Annotated in this window: 14 protein-coding genes; 5 read left to right on the forward strand and 9 right to left on the reverse strand. The window is 69.5% G+C overall.

The genetic code is table 11. The annotated features are described in order from the left end of the window. Positions 1-40: 40 nt before the first annotated feature. The gene (locus AC07NX_RS13500) at positions 41-928 is read left to right on the forward strand and encodes a branched-chain amino acid aminotransferase (RefSeq protein ID WP_494642401.1); all 888 of its coding nucleotides are present in this window, start codon (positions 41-43) and stop codon (positions 926-928) included. Between the two features lie 73 nt (positions 929-1,001). Here AC07NX_RS13500 and AC07NX_RS13505 read toward each other — a convergent pair whose 3' ends face one another. The 6 genes from AC07NX_RS13505 to AC07NX_RS13530 form a co-directional block, all read right to left on the reverse strand. After that, entirely contained in the window at positions 1,002-1,406 is a 405-nt protein-coding gene (locus tag AC07NX_RS13505; protein ID WP_494642403.1) for a DUF4870 family protein, read from the reverse strand. After that, positions 1,406-1,777: a DUF4870 family protein gene (locus AC07NX_RS13510; RefSeq protein WP_494642404.1), complete on the reverse strand. Its 372-nt coding sequence runs from the start codon at positions 1,775-1,777 to the stop codon at positions 1,406-1,408. The genes AC07NX_RS13505 and AC07NX_RS13510 overlap by 1 nt, the downstream gene beginning before the upstream one ends. A 208-nt stretch (positions 1,778-1,985) precedes the next feature. After that, positions 1,986-2,564: a hypothetical protein gene (locus AC07NX_RS13515; protein ID WP_494642406.1), complete on the reverse strand. Its 579-nt coding sequence runs from the start codon at positions 2,562-2,564 to the stop codon at positions 1,986-1,988. 10 nt (positions 2,565-2,574) lie between these two features. Then, positions 2,575-2,973: a dihydroneopterin aldolase gene (gene folB, locus AC07NX_RS13520; RefSeq protein ID WP_494642495.1), complete on the reverse strand. Its 399-nt coding sequence runs from the start codon at positions 2,971-2,973 to the stop codon at positions 2,575-2,577. Positions 2,974-2,996: 23 nt separating this feature from the next. Continuing rightward, complete coding sequence (locus AC07NX_RS13525; RefSeq protein WP_494642407.1) at positions 2,997-3,752, reverse strand: SDR family oxidoreductase; 756 nt, start codon at positions 3,750-3,752, stop codon at positions 2,997-2,999. 4 nt (positions 3,753-3,756) lie between these two features. Next, the gene (locus AC07NX_RS13530) at positions 3,757-3,936 is read right to left on the reverse strand and encodes a hypothetical protein (RefSeq protein ID WP_494642408.1); all 180 of its coding nucleotides are present in this window, start codon (positions 3,934-3,936) and stop codon (positions 3,757-3,759) included. A 16-nt stretch (positions 3,937-3,952) separates the two neighbouring features. Between AC07NX_RS13530 and AC07NX_RS13535 the strand changes: the two genes are divergently transcribed. Both AC07NX_RS13535 and AC07NX_RS13540 read left to right on the forward strand, forming a co-directional pair. Next, positions 3,953-4,423 carry an NUDIX domain-containing protein gene (locus tag AC07NX_RS13535; protein ID WP_494642410.1) on the forward strand — a complete coding sequence of 157 codons (471 nt, stop codon included), beginning with the start codon at positions 3,953-3,955 and terminating at the stop codon, positions 4,421-4,423. 118 nt (positions 4,424-4,541) lie between these two features. Beyond that, entirely contained in the window at positions 4,542-5,981 is a 1,440-nt protein-coding gene (locus AC07NX_RS13540) for an aldehyde dehydrogenase family protein (protein WP_494642411.1), read from the forward strand. A gap of 211 nt (positions 5,982-6,192) precedes the next feature. Here AC07NX_RS13540 and AC07NX_RS13545 read toward each other — a convergent pair whose 3' ends face one another. Next, positions 6,193-8,640 (reverse strand): M28 family metallopeptidase, encoded by a 2,448-nt coding sequence (locus AC07NX_RS13545; RefSeq protein ID WP_494642413.1) that lies wholly within the window; start codon positions 8,638-8,640, stop codon positions 6,193-6,195. Positions 8,641-8,821: 181 nt separating this feature from the next. Next, positions 8,822-11,347, reverse strand: a complete 2,526-nt coding sequence (locus AC07NX_RS13550; RefSeq protein WP_494642415.1) for a TonB-dependent receptor — start codon at positions 11,345-11,347, stop codon at positions 8,822-8,824. A gap of 277 nt (positions 11,348-11,624) precedes the next feature. On the opposite strand from AC07NX_RS13550, the gene AC07NX_RS13555 reads away from it, so the two are divergent. Both AC07NX_RS13555 and AC07NX_RS13560 read left to right on the forward strand, forming a co-directional pair. Then, positions 11,625-13,061 carry a protein adenylyltransferase SelO gene (locus tag AC07NX_RS13555; RefSeq protein ID WP_494642416.1) on the forward strand — a complete coding sequence of 479 codons (1,437 nt, stop codon included), beginning with the start codon at positions 11,625-11,627 and terminating at the stop codon, positions 13,059-13,061. A 137-nt stretch (positions 13,062-13,198) separates the two neighbouring features. Further along, positions 13,199-13,324 (forward strand): hypothetical protein, encoded by a 126-nt coding sequence (locus tag AC07NX_RS13560; RefSeq protein ID WP_007667460.1) that lies wholly within the window; start codon positions 13,199-13,201, stop codon positions 13,322-13,324. 77 nt (positions 13,325-13,401) lie between these two features. Here AC07NX_RS13560 and AC07NX_RS13565 read toward each other — a convergent pair whose 3' ends face one another. Further along, the gene (locus AC07NX_RS13565) at positions 13,402-14,310 is read right to left on the reverse strand and encodes a LysR family transcriptional regulator (protein ID WP_494642418.1); all 909 of its coding nucleotides are present in this window, start codon (positions 14,308-14,310) and stop codon (positions 13,402-13,404) included. Positions 14,311-14,419 lie beyond the last annotated feature (109 nt).

Here is a 14,419-nt window from a genome sequence, read left to right on the forward strand (position 1 = left end):
CGTCTAAGAACCGGGTTCCAAATAAGGAGGTCTTTGACCGATGTCTCTCGTTCCCTTCGATGATCGCGATGGTTGGATCTGGCTGGATGGCCAGTTCGTCGCCTGGCGGGACGCGAAGGTGCACGTATTGACGCACGGCCTGCATTACGCCTCGTCGGTGTTCGAGGGCGAGCGGATGTATGGCGGCGAGATCTTCAAGCTGACCGAGCATACCGAGCGCCTGTTCAAATCGGCCGAAATCCTCGATTTCAAGATCCCCTACACGGTGGAGCAGATCGACGAGGCGTGCAAGGCGACCGCGGCCAAGAACGGCCTGACCGACTGCTATGTCCGGCCGATCGCCTGGCGCGGCAGCGAGATGATCGGCGTCTCGGCCCAGCAGACCAGGATCCACGTGGCCATCGCCGTGTGGGAATGGCCCAGCTATTTCGACCCGGCGACCAAGGCCAAGGGCATCCGCCTGACCTGGGCCAAGTACGACCGCCCGGCCCCGAACACCATCCCGACCGCCGCCAAGGCCGCCGGGCTCTACATGATCTGCACCATCTCCAAGCACGCCGCCGAAAAGGACGGCTATGCCGACGCGATGATGGTCGACTATCGCGGCTACATCGCCGAGGCGACCGGCGCCAACGTGTTCTTCGTCAAGGACGGCGTGCTGCACACCCCGACCCCCGACTGCATCCTGAACGGCATCACCCGCCAGACGGTGATCCAGATCGCGCGCCAACGCGGGATCGAGGTGGTCGAACGCCACATCGACAAGTCGGAACTGGCCACCTTCACCGAGTGCTTCATCGTCGGCACGGCCGCCGAGGTCACCCCGGTGTCGGAAATCGGCGAGTTCCGGTTCACCCCGGGCGCGCTGTCGCTGTCGCTGATGGACGAATACGCCCGCCTGGTGCGGCGGGAGCTGGTGGCGGCCTAAGGCCGGCTTCGAGCGTTGGATTGAAGATCCCGGAGGGCCTTGGCGCTCCGGGATTTTTTTATGGGCGACCGCGTCAGATCAGCCAGGCCAGGGGCCGCGGATAGGCCTCGCCCTTCAGCAGATAGACCAGGCCCAGGATGCAGCGCACGGCGAAGAACACGCCGATCGCCGCCATGATCGCGCCGCCGACGATCAGCATCGGAATGCCGATCAGCAGCACCGCCAGCGCCAGGCCCACCAGGAACAGGGCCAGGCCGATCAGGAACCACCAGATCGACAGCCAGAAGGTGCGGATCGCGAAGGTGTAGTGGCTGGCGTTGATCGGCCCGGCCGTCTCGCGATTGAGATAGGCGACGATCAGCCCGGCCAGGACGGTCAGGCCGTTGGTGAAGCCCAGCAGGTACAGGGCGTAGACCACGATCGGCAGGACCTTGTCCTCATCGACGCGGTCGGGGGCGGTGGGGGCGGCGTCGCTCATCAGATCATCCAGTTGCGCGGCGTGGGATAGGCCTGGTTCTTCAACAGCCAGGACAGGCCAAGGATGCATCGCACCGCGACCCAGATGCCGACCGCCGGCAGGATCACGAAGCCGACGCCGATCGGCGTCAGCACCAGGCCGATCACGCTGAACAGCAGCGACAGCCAGAAGGTGCGGATCTGGAAGACGTAGTGGCTCTGTATCCACTCCGGCGCGGCCCCTTTGCCGACATAGGCCAGGATCACCCCGACCACGGCGGTCATGCCGGCCGAGAGCAGGGCGGCCAGATAGAGGGCGTAGACCACCACGGGCATGGTCTTGTCGTCCTGCAGGGCAGGGGGGACGGCGGGATCGGGGGCGGCTTGGTTCATGGAACGATGGTCGCGAAAAACGACGGCGGATGCAAATGAAGGTGCTGTTAGGTGGAGCGCTTCCTTCTCCCCTTGCGGGAGAAGGTGTCGGCGCAGCCGACGGATGAGGGGGCGAAGGTGGGATCAGCCGTGTACGGCTGAGGTGGTGCGACCCCTCACCCGACCCGCTTCGCGGGCCACCCTCTCCCGCAGGGGGAGAGGGATGACCTCATGTCGACGGCAGCAGGTCGTCCGGCAGGGCGTGCGGGTCCAGGCCCTGGCCGCGTCCCAGCCAGGGCAGGGCCGCGGCGAGCAGGATCAGCAGGAAGGCCAGGCGGGCGGCGATGGCGATCGCCATGCCGGCCATGTGCGGACTGAAGGCCAGCAGCAGCATGACCACCGTGCCGAAGGCCAGCAGGCCCATCACCCAGGTCAGGGCCTCGCGCGCGGCCATAACGCCGGCCAGTTCGAAGCGGGCGCCCCCTTTCTCGCTGGAGGGCGCCAGGTCCGAGGCCACAGCCGCCACGGCGCGGACGAACAGCGAGAAGCTCGCCAGCCGGTCGTCGAAACGGCCGGGGCCGACATAGCTCTGGGCGGTCAGGATCGTCTTGCGGCGGCCGAACGCCAGGGTCAGCACTCGGCGGCGCCCGCCGGAGCGCGGCCGGGCCAGGCGGAACGAGGTCAGGGCGGCCAGCGGAAAGCGCGACTCGCGCCGGCCCCGGCGCTCGACCAGCTCCGCGCCCTCCAGCGTCCAGACCGTCTCGGGCTGGAAGGGGGAGAGGCGGGCGCTGTGCGAGAGCTCGCTCATGACCGGCGGCTCACCCCCGGACGGCGGTGATTTCCACCCCGGCCGCGGCGGCGTGGGGGGCCAGGGCCAGGGGCTTTTCGACCCGCACCCGGGCGCGGGTCACGCGGCCGTCGGCGAAGCTGGCCTGGGCCAGGCGTTCGGCGAAGGTCTCGACCAGGTCGATATGGCCCTCGGCGGCGATGGCTTGTGCGGCCTGCAGGATGGTCTCGTAGTTCACCGTGTCGCCCAGGGCCTCGCAGTGGCTGGCGGCCACGTCCAGCTCGACGTCGATGACCAGGGGCTGCTGGCGGCCGTGCTCGTGGTCGTAGACCCCGATCCAGGCGTCGACCTTCAGGCCGCGCACGAACACCTTGGTGACGATCACCCGGGCCGGCGTGGGGCGCGGGGCGTCGTTGGGAGCATTGGTCAGGGGTTGGGCGGCCACGGCGACTCTCAGGAACCGATGATGTCCGGCGTGCGCCAGCCCAGATGCTGACCCGCGTCGACCGCGATCATCTGGCCCGTGACCGCCGTGGCGTCAATGAGGTAGCGCAGGGCCGCGGCGATGTCGTCCAGCGAAACGGCCCGTTCCAGCGGCGTGCCGGCGGCCTCGCGCTCGAACTCGCCGGGCGCCTGATGCGTCGAGGCCAGGGTCGGGCCGGGGCCGATGGCGTTGACGCGGATGCGCGGCGCCAGGTCCTGGGCCATCGTCCGGGTGACCCACCACAGCCCGGCCTTGGACAGGCTGTAGCTGAAGAACTGCGGATTGGGCCGGAGCACGCGCTGGTCGACGATGTTGACGATCTGGCCCGAGCGGCCGTCGGGCAGGGCGCCGGCGAAGGCCTGGGCCAGCACGACCGGGGCCCGCAGGTTGGCGTCCAGATGGGCGTCCCAGCTCTGGCGGGTCGCGGTGGCCAGGCGGTCGTCCTCGAAAGTCGAGGCGCTGTTGATCAGCAGGGTGACGGGGCCCAGCGCCTGGTTGGCGCGAGCGACCAGGCTGGCGGCCTGGTCCTCGTCCGCCAGCTCGGCGTCGAGGACGGCGGCGCGGCGGCCCAGGGCCGTGATCTCGTCGGCGACGGCCAGGACGTCGCCCTTGGCCGTGCGGTAATGGACGGCGACATCAAAGCCGCACCGCGCGGCCTCGAGCGCCAGGGCGCGGCCGATCCGGCGGCCGGCGCCGGTGACCAGGGCCGCGCCGCGCGTGGTCACGGTCTTAGTCGAAACGGCCGAACTCGAACTTGTTGAGGCCGAGGATGACCGCCAGGAAAATGGCGATGACGCCGATCGCGAGCATGAGCGTGGGTCCGTTGTCGGATTGAAATGTGATCCGGGCTTTAGCGGGGGCCGGGGCTCCCTGCAAGGCCGATGCCCGGGATGACAGGAGAAGGAGCACATCCTAGGTTCCCTCCATGCTCTGGCGTCGCCGTGTCGAACCCTTCACCCGTCCCCTCGTCTATGCCTGGTTCCGCGCCAGGCGGGGCCTGACCCTGGGGGTGCGCGGCGTGGTCACCGACGCCGAGGGACGGGTGCTGCTGATCGAGCACACCTATGTTCCCGGCTGGCACCTGCCGGGCGGCGGGGTCGAGCGCGGCGAAACGGCGGAGACGGCGGTGATCCGCGAGTTGCAGGAGGAGGCCGGCGTGCGCGTGCTGGACCGGCCGACCCTGGTGTCGGTCCACAGCAACGAGCCGCGCCATCCGGGCGACCATGTGCTGGTCTACCGCGTCCACGCCTGGGAGCCCTGCGCGGCCAGCGCCCAGGGCGAGATCCACCGGGTGGGCTGGTTCGCGCCCGACGCCCTGCCGGACGAGGTCACGCCGGGCAATCGGCGGCGGATCGCCGAGGTCTTCCAGGCCGCCGATCGCGATCCCATGTGGTGAGGCGAGGACGGGCGAGCGATCAGGCCTTCCCCAGTGATCAATGATCATTAAAATGGATGTTTGAACGAGGGCCGTCGTCCTTCCGGACGTGAACCGCCCCAGCCCGGAGGAGCACGGCATGCGCGACTACCTGAAGTTCTACATCGACGGTCAGTGGGTCGAGCCTAAAGGCTCCAAGACCGTGGACGTGATCAATCCGGCCACCGAGGCCGTCGCCGGCCGGGTGACCCTGGGCACGGCCGAGGATGTCGATCTCGCCGTCCGCGCCGCCCGCAAGGCGTTCGCCAGCTATTCCCGGACCAGCCGCGAGGAGCGGGTCGATCTGCTCGAGCGGATCATCGCCGAGTACCAGAAGCGCTTCGAGGACATGGCCAAGGCCATCACCGAGGAGATGGGCGCCCCGTCGTGGCTGGCCCAGCGCGCCCAGGCGGCCATGGGCATCGCCCACGTCCAGACCGCCCTCCAGGTGCTCAAGGACTACAAGTTCGAGGAAGACCGCGGCACGACCCGGCTGGTCAAGGAGCCGATCGGGGTCTGCGCCTTCATTACCCCGTGGAACTGGCCGATCAACCAGATCGCCTGCAAGGTCGCGCCCGCCCTGGCCACCGGCTGCACCATGGTGCTCAAGCCCTCGGAAGTGGCCCCGTTCTCGGCCTGGATCTGGACCGAGATCCTGGCCGCCGCCGGCGTGCCGGCCGGGGTCTACAACCTGGTCAACGGCGACGGACCGACGGTGGGCGCGGCGCTGAGCTCGCACCCCGAGGTCGACATGGTGTCGTTCACCGGCTCGACCCGGGCCGGGATCGAGGTGGCCCGCAACGCCGCCCCGACCGTCAAGCGCGTGCACCAGGAACTGGGCGGCAAGAGCCCCAACATCATCCTCGACGACGCCGACTTCCAGAAGGCGGTCGGCGGCGGCGTGGCCTCGGTGATGATGAACTCGGGCCAGTCGTGCAACGCCCCGACCCGGATGCTGGTGCCCAGCAAGCGCATGGATGAGGTGATCGCCATCGCCAAGGCCGCGGCCGAGGCCCACACGGTCGGCGACCCGAACGGCAATTCCAAGCTGGGTCCGGTGGTTTCCGAAGTGCAGTGGAACAAGATCCAGGGCCTGATCCAGAAGGGCGTCGACGAGGGCGCGACCCTGGTGGCCGGCGGTCCGGGCAAGCCGGAAGGGCTGGAGACCGGCTACTACGTCAAGCCGACCGTCTTCGCCAATGTCACCTCGGACATGACCATCGCCAAGGAAGAGATCTTCGGCCCGGTGCTGGCGATCCTCGGCTATGACGGCGTCGACCAGGCGGTCGAGATCGGCAACGACACCGAATACGGTCTGGCCGCCTATGTCTCGGGCAATGACCAGGACCAGGTGCGCGTCGTGGCCTCGAAGCTGCGGGCCGGCCAGGTGATCCTGAACGGCGCCGGCCCCGACCTGATGGCCCCGTTCGGCGGCTACAAGATGAGCGGCAACGGCCGCGAGTGGGGCGACCACGCGTTCGGCGAGTTCCTCGAGACCAAGGCCGTGCTGGGCTATTCGGCCAAGCAGGCGGCGGAATAGGGCCAAGTTCCGCATCTTGCCGTCGCGAGGGTCTTTCGGTCGATCGGCGATGGCGGGTCCCGAACCCTTCTCCCCTTGCGGGAGAAGGTGGCCTCGCGGAGCGAGGTCGGATGAGGGGTTGAAGGTCGGTCCAGCTGCGAACGGCGGATAGGGCGGTGCGACCCCTCATCCGTCGGCTTCGCCGACACCTTCTCCCGCAAGGGGAGAAGGTCTATTCCCCGTCCGCCCCCTCCACATACGCCGCCCAGCTCAACGCCCCGCGATCCATCACGATCGTCTTGTCCGAATAGCCCATGGCCATCAGCCCCGCCGGCTTGGCGGGGATGGCCGAGGCGCCGCGCGGCCAGCCGTCGCGGATCTCGACCACGGCCACCTCGACCTTGCCGGCCGGGCGGGCGGTGAAGCTGAGGGTGACGCCGTTGGGGTCGGGGGCGTGGTAGCTGAGGCTGGTCCATTCGCCGGCCTGGGTGGGCAGGGCGATCGGCCGGCCGTTCAGGCGCGGTTCGCGCAGGGCGATGCTGGGTCGCAGGCGCAGGGTCAGGACCTCGGCGCCGGCGGTCGGCATGGCGCGAACCAGCAGGCGGTCGCCGGCCCGGTCGATCGACAGCACCGGCCGCTCGACTGGCAGGACGGCGGTTGGGGCCATCCACACCGGGGCGCGGTAGAGCGGCGGATAGGCCTGGCGCACGGGCCTGGCGTCGTTGTCCGACAGCACCACCCGCGACCAGGGATCCAGGCGTGGCTGGGGCGAGACCCGCCAGGCCGTGCCGGTCGACAGGTCGGCCAGGTGGCTGGCCTCGGCCAGCTGCGGCCGGCCCGGCCCGCCTTCGCCCAGGCCGGCATAGGCCAGCAGCCCCACGCCCGCCGCCACGGCGACGCCCGCGAAGACCGGGGCCCCGCGATAGGCGGCGAAGTCGAAGGCCAGGGGCAGCAGGGCCGGGGCGGCCAGGATGGCGAAGGCCGCCAGGACGGCCGGCTCCTGCAGGCCCACCCCGGCGAAGGTCCAGGCCCCCCAGGCGCCCAGCTGGGCGACGACGGCGATGGCGATCAGGGCGACGGCCAGGGTCAGCACCCAGGCGACGCGGCGGTCGCGGGTCCCGCCCACGGCCATGACCAGGGCGGCCGCCAGGCTGGCGGCCAGCAGCGGCCAGGCCAGCATCACCGAGCCGCCCGGCAGCAGGGCCTGCACCGTGACCGCCAGGCCCAGCACGACCAGCAGCGCCCCAAGCCAGGCGCCGAACACGCCAACGCCCTTGCCCAGGCTCAGCCAGGCCAGGACGACGACCGCCACCCCCAGGCCCAGGCCAACCGGATCGAAACCGCCGACCAGACTGCAGGCGCCCCCGGCCGCCAGGCCGACCAGGCTGATCCAGATCCGGCCGCCGCCCCGCGCCTGCAGGATCAGGATGGTCAGGCACGCTCCGATCAGCAGGACGCCGGCCCCCAGCAGCAGCAGGTTGAATTGGCCCAGCATCGCGTAGTAGCGCTGCTGGTCGCCGATCCCGATCAGCCGGCCGGCCAGGTGCAGGGCCAGGACCGCGCCGGCCCCCAGCAGCAGGAAGCCGGCGATTCCGCGCAGGATCTCGACGAAGGTCACGGCCTTGCCGCGCAGGGCGCGGAAACCGGTGAACAGGATCAGCACCCCGGCCAACGCCAGGATCGCCCAGCCGACCTCCACCGGATAGGCCACCAGGCCCCGGGCCAGGACGTCGGAATAGATCAGGTCCGGCGACTTCGAAGGCAGGGTCGCGCCCATGGCCAGGGCCCGGACGGCGGGCAGGGCCTGGTCGCCCAGGTTCTGCAGGCTGCCCTGGTTCAGGTGCTCGGGCGTGGCCAACGGCGTGTGATAGGCCAGCTGGTCGTCGATGAAGGCGAAGTTCAGCCCCGGCAGGCCCTTGCGTAGGGCGTGGGTGAAGTCGGTGTCGTTGGGCATCCGCGCATAGACGGCGGCGGCCAGCGAGTTGGCGGTCGGCTGCCGGGCGCTCCCGGCGTAGAGGCGGATCAGGTCGCCGCTGTCGGGACCGGTCTGGAACATGGCCGCCCGGCCGGCGTCGCCCCGAGCCTCCATGTTGACCACCACGCCGACATGCTCGCGCAGCGGGTCGCGGGCGAAGAAGGCCTCGGCGCCCAGCAGGCCCGGCTCCTCGCCGTCGGTGAACAGGAAGATCACGTCGCGGGCCGGAGTCGGGCCGGCCTTCAGGGCGCGGGCGATCTCCAGGGCGGCGGCGACGCCGGCCGAGTCGTCGGCCGCGCCGGGCGAGTTGGGGACGGTGTCGTAGTGGCTCATCACCAGCACCGCCGGGGCGTCGCGATCGGCGCCGGGCAGGGTGGCCACGATGTTCTGCACCGCGCCGACGGCCACCGAACGGGGCGACCCCTGGGCCGCCTCGCGCACGCCCTCGCCGGGCCGCACCAGCACCTCCAGCCCCAGGCCGTTGACCCGCGAGAGCAGGTGGTCGCGGACCCGGACGATCTCGGCCGAGCCGATCGGATGGGGTTTGCGGCCGATGGCCCGGACGTCGGCCATGGCGCGCCCGGCCGAGAACTGGTCGGCCGGGGCGTTGGCGGGCAGGGGCGGCGGCGTGCGCAGCGCCAGGTTGGCGATCGCCAGGCCCAGCAACAGACAGACCCAGACGCCGAGCAGCCGGACGGTCTTCATGCGATGCCTCCCGCGGCGAATCCCCCAACCGCAGGGTGGGGCGGTTCGGGATTCGAGGAAAGCGTGGTTAAGGACCAATCGGGCCAAACGAAAAGGCGACCCGGTCGCCCGGATCGCCCTTCAGGTCTCGCGTCCCGTCTCCGCCCATCCCGGCCCTGGCCGGCACGGGCGGAGTCCAGGCCTAGTACTTGGCCCGCAGGGTCAGGCCGTAGGTGCGCGGCGCGCCCAGGAACGCGTTGTAGGTGATGGTGTCCGCCGCCGGGTTGTAGACCTTGTTGGTGGCGCTCAGCCCCGACGAGCCCTGCAGGGTGCCGTTGAAGGCCACCTGGGCGTACTTCTCGTCGAGCAGGTTCTGGCCCCATAGCTCGATGGTCCACTTGTCGTCCGCCGCGCCCAGACCGAGGCGGGCGTTGACCACGGTGTAGGCCTTCTGGACCTTGGGCGGGAACAGGTCGGAACCGGTGTTGTACTTCGAAGAGTACTTCGTACCGATGTTGAAGCGGGCCTTCAGGTCGCCGCCGACCGGGCGCTCATAGCTGAGCGAGCCCGAAGCGGACCATTTCGGAGCCAGCGACATCTGGTTGCCCGGCAGCAGGGCCAGGGCGTTGGTCGGGTCGTTGGCGACCGGCTGGTCGCCGTACTTGGTGTCGGCGTAGCTCAGGCCGCTCTGGATCGACAGGCCGCGCACCGGGGTGAACCACAGGAAGTCGACGTCGACGCCCTTGGAGGTCACTTCCTCGACCGAGCGCACCGCGAACGAGGTGCCCAGGAAGGTGTTCAGCTGGAAGTCGCTGAACTTCTGGTAGAAGCCCGTGACGTTGAACAGGATCGTGCGGTTGAACAGGGTGTTCTTCAGGCCGACTTCGTAGCTGTCGACGAATTCGGCCGGGAACGAGGTGTCCAGGATCGGCACGACGCCGGGCGCGCCCGAGGGCAGGCCGTTGGACGACTGGGTGCGGTCCAGGTTGAAGCCGCCGCCCTTGTAGCCGCGGGCGTACGAGGCGTAGCTGAACACTTCCGGCGAGAAGCGGTACGACGCCTTGATGGTGCCGCTCCATTCCTTGTCCGAGCGCTTCTGGTTGGTGCCGCGGCCGTTGAACAGCGGGTTGGCCCAGGGCAGGCAGAGGTTGCCGATCACCGTGCCGGCGTTGGCCGCGCCGACGATGCCGGCGATGCGGGCCTGGCCGGCCGGCGACAGGGCGGTGCCGCAGGCCACGCCGCCGTCGCTGGTGGTCTGGTAGGTGTCCAGGTCCTTCTTGTCGATCGAGTAGCGGAGGCCGGCGGTGATGTCGAAGGCGTCGGTCACGTGCCAGGTGTTGTTGGTGAAGCCGGCGACCGTGGTGGCGCGCTGCTTGTACTGGTCACGCAGGCCCTGGCCGCCGACGAAGCTGGTGTTGGGCGCGCGGTTCAGAAGCAGGGCGATGAAGTTGGCGACGCCGGCCGGGTTGGCGGCGGAGCGCGACAGCAGGCGGCCCAGATACTGCTCGTAGTCGTTGCCATAGAGGAAGTTGGCCTTGTTATCGAGCCGCTCGTCCGCCAGGAACGCGCCGACCAGCCAGTCGAACTTGTCGGTCTGGCCCGCCAGGCGGATTTCCTGGCTGAAGGTGGTGAACTCGCTGTAGTTGGTGCCGTCCTTGTTGCGATAGGCGATGTCGGCGGTGGTGAAGTCCGAGTCCTGGCCGTTGTCGGTGCGCCAGTTGCGGATGGCCGAGATCGAGGTGATCTGGCCGAAGTCGGTGTCGATCACGCCCTGCAGCGACACGCCCTTGTCCTCGATCGACGACGGCGCGCCGCGGTTCGAATAGGCGACGCGGGCATAGGGATCGGCGGTGGTGGCCAGGGCCGGGCCGCCGTTCAGCAGGCCCAGGATGCCGGCGGTCGGGCCGGTGCGGATCTGCAAGGCGCCGCAGCAGTTCTCGTCGCGCTTGCTGTAGTCGGCGATCAGGCGGAAGGTGGCCTTGTCGTCCGGGATGAACAGCAGTTGGCCGCGGACGGTGTAGAAGCCCTGGTCGGCGTCCTCGTCGCGGTCGCTGGGGCCCTTGCCGGTGACCACGTCGTTATAGCCGTCGCGCTCGCGGGCGGCGACGTACAGGCGGGCGGCCAAGGTCTCGCTGCCGAACAGCGGCCCCGTCACCGAGGCGGCCAGGCCGTGGGCGTTGTAGTTGCCGATCGTCGCCTCGGCTTCGGCGCCGAAGCCGAATTCCGGCTCCTTGGTGACGATGTTGATGACGCCGGCCGAGGTGCTCTTGCCGAACAGCGTGCCTTGCGGCCCCTTCAGGACCTCGATGCGCTCCATCTGGCCCAGGTCGCCGAATCCGACGCCGTTGCGGGGGCGATAGACGCCGTCGATCACGACGCCGACCGAGCTTTCCAGGCCGGGGTTGTCGCCGACCGTCCCGACGCCGCGGATGCGGGCGGTGGTCGAGGCTTCCGACGAGGTCGAGGTCACGGTCAGGCCGGGGGTCAGGATCGTCAGGTCCTTGATGTCCTTGACGCCGGTGTCCTGCAGCAGCTTGGCGCCGACTGCGGTGACCACCACCGGCACGTCCTGCAGGTTCTGCTCGCGCTTCTGGGCGGTGACGACGATGCTGTCGACGGTTGGGATTTCGGTGTCCTGGGCGGCGGTTTGGGCCTGAGCCGCCAGAGGGGTCAGACCGGCGAGCACGACGGCGGACGCCGTGCCGCAAAGCACCTGAGTAAAGCGCATTTCCTACCTCGGTTCGTTTTATGGCTCGAGCGCTTGCACCGCCCCAGCCTTTTGATTTGGTCGTGACCCGAACGACTGTTCGAATTGACACGCAAGGGTTACGGTCCCGCTGGTGTCTCGGCAAGGAGAAACCTTATGGATTAACGGTTCGAGAACGGCTGTTGCTCGGATGCGACAGCGTTCGGCGAACATCCCCAACCTTCCGTTGGCCTCGAAGCGATCGCGCGCGGCCAGATGGCCGCTTGCGCCGGCGCGACCGGCGGCTCATGTCGGGGACATGCCCATTTCCGCCGCCTATCGCCCCGATCCGGTCTTCATGCGCCTGGGTCCGGAGTTCGCCGATCCGGTCGCGCCCGCGCCCTTCCCGGAGACGACCCTGCGGTTCCGCAACCACCGCGCGGCCGCGACGGTGGGCCTGGAGGCGCTGAGCGACGCCGAATGGCTGGCGCACTTCGCGCGCTTCTCGCCCCTGCCGGACAACCAGCCCGGACCGCTGGCCATGCGCTATCACGGCCATCAGTTCCGCAGCTACAACCCGGACCTCGGCGACGGGCGCGGCTTCCTGTTCGCCCAGCTTCGGGAAGCCGGAAGCGGGCGCCTGCTCGACCTGGCCACCAAGGGCTCGGGCCAGACGCCGTGGTCGCGGGCCGGCGACGGCCGGCTGACCCTGAAGGGCGGGGTGCGCGAGATCCTGGCGGCCACGATGCTGGAGGCCCTGGGCGTTCCGACCTCCCGCGCCTTCTCCCTGGTCGAGACCGGCGAGGCCCTGGTGCGCGGCGACGAGCCCAGCCCCACCCGCTCGGCCGTGCTGACCCGCCTCTCGCACAGCCACATCCGGTTCGGGACCTTCCAGCGCCAGGCCTTCCTGGAGCGGCCCGACAACATCACCAGGCTGGTCGACCATGCGGTCGAGACCTACTTTCCCGACGTCGCGGACCAGCCGGACCGGCCCAGGGTGCTGCTGGAGCAGGCGGTGGCCGCCAGCGCCCGCCTGCTGGCCCGCTGGATGGCGGCCGGCTTCGTGCACGGGGTGCTCAACACCGACAACATGGTCGTGACGGGCGAGAGCTTCGACTACGGCCCCTGGCGGTTCCTGCCGCGCAACGATCCGAACTTCACCGCCGCCTATTTCGACCATTCGGGCCTCTACAGCTTCGGCCGCCAGCCCGAGACGGTGTTCTGGAACCTGCAGCAGCTGGCCGGCTGCCTGGCCCTGGTCACGGACGACGCCGGCCTGATCGCCGCCCTGAACACCTTCTCCGACCTCTACCGGAACGCCCTGCGCGCGGCGATGCTGGGCCGCCTGGGCCTGAAGAGCCGCTCGGCCGAGGACGACCTGGCCCTGGTCCAGGCCGCGTTCGTGGCCCTGGCCGCGGGGAGCGCGGCCGACGGCGAATCACTGCGCTGGGAGCCGTTCTTCTTCGACTGGTTCGGCGGCGAGGCGTCAGAGGCCCGCGCCCTGGCCGGTCCGCGCGCCGCCCTGTACGGACAGGCGGCGTTCCTCGACTTCCGCCGCCAGCTGCCGGCCTTCGAGCCCGACCGGCCCGAGCGGCTGGAAAGCCCGGTTTTCAAGGCGTTGGAGCCGGAAGAGATGCTGATCGACGAGGTCGAGGCTCTGTGGGCGCCGATCGCGGAGGCCGACGACTGGTCCCCGCTCGAGGAAAAACTGGCCCGAATTGAGGCCGCTCGCGTCGCCTATGCGTTGGGAGACTGACATACGGGTGAGACATATCTGCCGCATGCTGAGCTTTTCCGACCTGGACCCACGGTTCGCAGGAACAAACGTCAAGCTTCAGCCTTATCTGGGTTGGAACTCGCCTTCCGAACGAACTGGCCTGTGGAGAATTTCGCATGCGTTTCTTCCAACCCGTGATGCTGGTCTGCGCGGTCGCCATGTCGTTCATCGGCGCCCTGGGCTTGCCGGGCTGCGCCCGGGCCATCGGCGAATGCCTGAGCGACAAGCACGAGATGGCCTGATCCCCTTCGGTTAGGCCAAGTCGGAGCGGATGCGCTCATTGGCGCGCATGATGTCGCGCCATCCTCTTTAAAGCCCTTCACCCCAACCACGGCGCCGACGCCATCCGCTTGGCCAGGAACGCGATCAGCACCTCCACCCGCGCCGGCCGGATCGTGCTGGGCGGGGTGACCAGATGCATGGCGATCGGCGGCGGGGCCCAGTCGGGCAGGGCCTCTTCCAGCAGGCCGCTCTTGACGTCCTCCCAGCACAGGAAGTCCGGTTGCATGGCCAGGCCCAGGCCGGCCAGCAGCGAGGGCCGCAGGATGTCGGCGTTGTTGACGCGCAGGGGCGAGGGCACGCTGACCGCGTATTGTCCGTGCTCGGCGTGCTCGAACCGCCAGGCGTCCCTGGACCGGCCGCCGGTGTAGAACAGGCCGCGATGGGCGGTCAGGTCCTTGGGGTGGCCGGGCCGCCCATGCCGGTCGAAGTAGCCGGGCGACCCCACCAGCATCACCCGCACGGGGCACAGGCGCCGGGCCAGCAGGCTGGAATCCTCGAGCGCCGAGATCCGCAGGGCCAGGTCGAAGCCCTCCTCGACGATGTCGACCAGCTGGTCCGACAGCGACAGCTCGACCGAGACCTCCGGATAGAGGGCGAAGAATTCCGGCAGGGCGGGTCCCAGGTGGGCGATCCCGAACGACATCGGCGCGGCCACCCGCACCAGGCCGCGCGGCGCGGCCGACTGGGCCGAGGCCTCGGCCTCCAGCGCCTCGCCCTCCTGCAGGAGGTGGCTGGCCCGGTGCAGCGAGGCCTTGCCGGCCTCGGTCAGGGACAGCCGCCGGGACGTGCGATGAAAAAGCGCCGCCCCCAGCCGGTCTTCCAGCCGGGAAACGGCCTTGGAGACCGTGGCCTTGGACAGGTTCAACTGCCGCGCGGCGCCGACGAACGAGCCGGTCTCGGCCACCTTGGCGAACACCGCCCAGGCCTCGAAGTCGGGGAGCTTCATTGGTGCGATTTCCGAAACGGTTTGTTTCGATCATTTCCATTTCAGATCGCAAGGCAAGAGGCCATCTTCTCCTCAACAGAGACGGCCCCACCCCTCCTTCCTCGGGGCC

This window comes from Caulobacter sp. GW821-FHT09A05, assembly GCF_059418465.1.

What these genes read in the sequence shown, in the direction of transcription:
- AC07NX_RS13500 (WP_494642401.1), top strand. Translation starts at nt 41, where the DNA reads ATGTCTCTCGTTCCCTTCGATGATCGCGATGGTTGGATCTGGCTGGAT.
- AC07NX_RS13505 (WP_494642403.1), bottom strand. Translation starts at nt 1,406, where the DNA reads ATGAGCGACGCCGCCCCCACCGCCCCCGACCGCGTCGATGAGGACAAG.
- AC07NX_RS13510 (WP_494642404.1), bottom strand. Translation starts at nt 1,777, where the DNA reads ATGAACCAAGCCGCCCCCGATCCCGCCGTCCCCCCTGCCCTGCAGGAC.
- AC07NX_RS13515 (WP_494642406.1), bottom strand. Translation starts at nt 2,564, where the DNA reads ATGAGCGAGCTCTCGCACAGCGCCCGCCTCTCCCCCTTCCAGCCCGAG.
- AC07NX_RS13535 (WP_494642410.1), top strand. Translation starts at nt 3,953, where the DNA reads ATGCTCTGGCGTCGCCGTGTCGAACCCTTCACCCGTCCCCTCGTCTAT.
- AC07NX_RS13540 (WP_494642411.1), top strand. Translation starts at nt 4,542, where the DNA reads ATGCGCGACTACCTGAAGTTCTACATCGACGGTCAGTGGGTCGAGCCT.
- AC07NX_RS13545 (WP_494642413.1), bottom strand. Translation starts at nt 8,640, where the DNA reads ATGAAGACCGTCCGGCTGCTCGGCGTCTGGGTCTGTCTGTTGCTGGGC.
- AC07NX_RS13550 (WP_494642415.1), bottom strand. Translation starts at nt 11,347, where the DNA reads ATGCGCTTTACTCAGGTGCTTTGCGGCACGGCGTCCGCCGTCGTGCTC.
- AC07NX_RS13555 (WP_494642416.1), top strand. Translation starts at nt 11,625, where the DNA reads ATGCCCATTTCCGCCGCCTATCGCCCCGATCCGGTCTTCATGCGCCTG.
- AC07NX_RS13560 (WP_007667460.1), top strand. Translation starts at nt 13,199, where the DNA reads ATGCGTTTCTTCCAACCCGTGATGCTGGTCTGCGCGGTCGCCATGTCG.
- AC07NX_RS13565 (WP_494642418.1), bottom strand. Translation starts at nt 14,310, where the DNA reads ATGAAGCTCCCCGACTTCGAGGCCTGGGCGGTGTTCGCCAAGGTGGCC.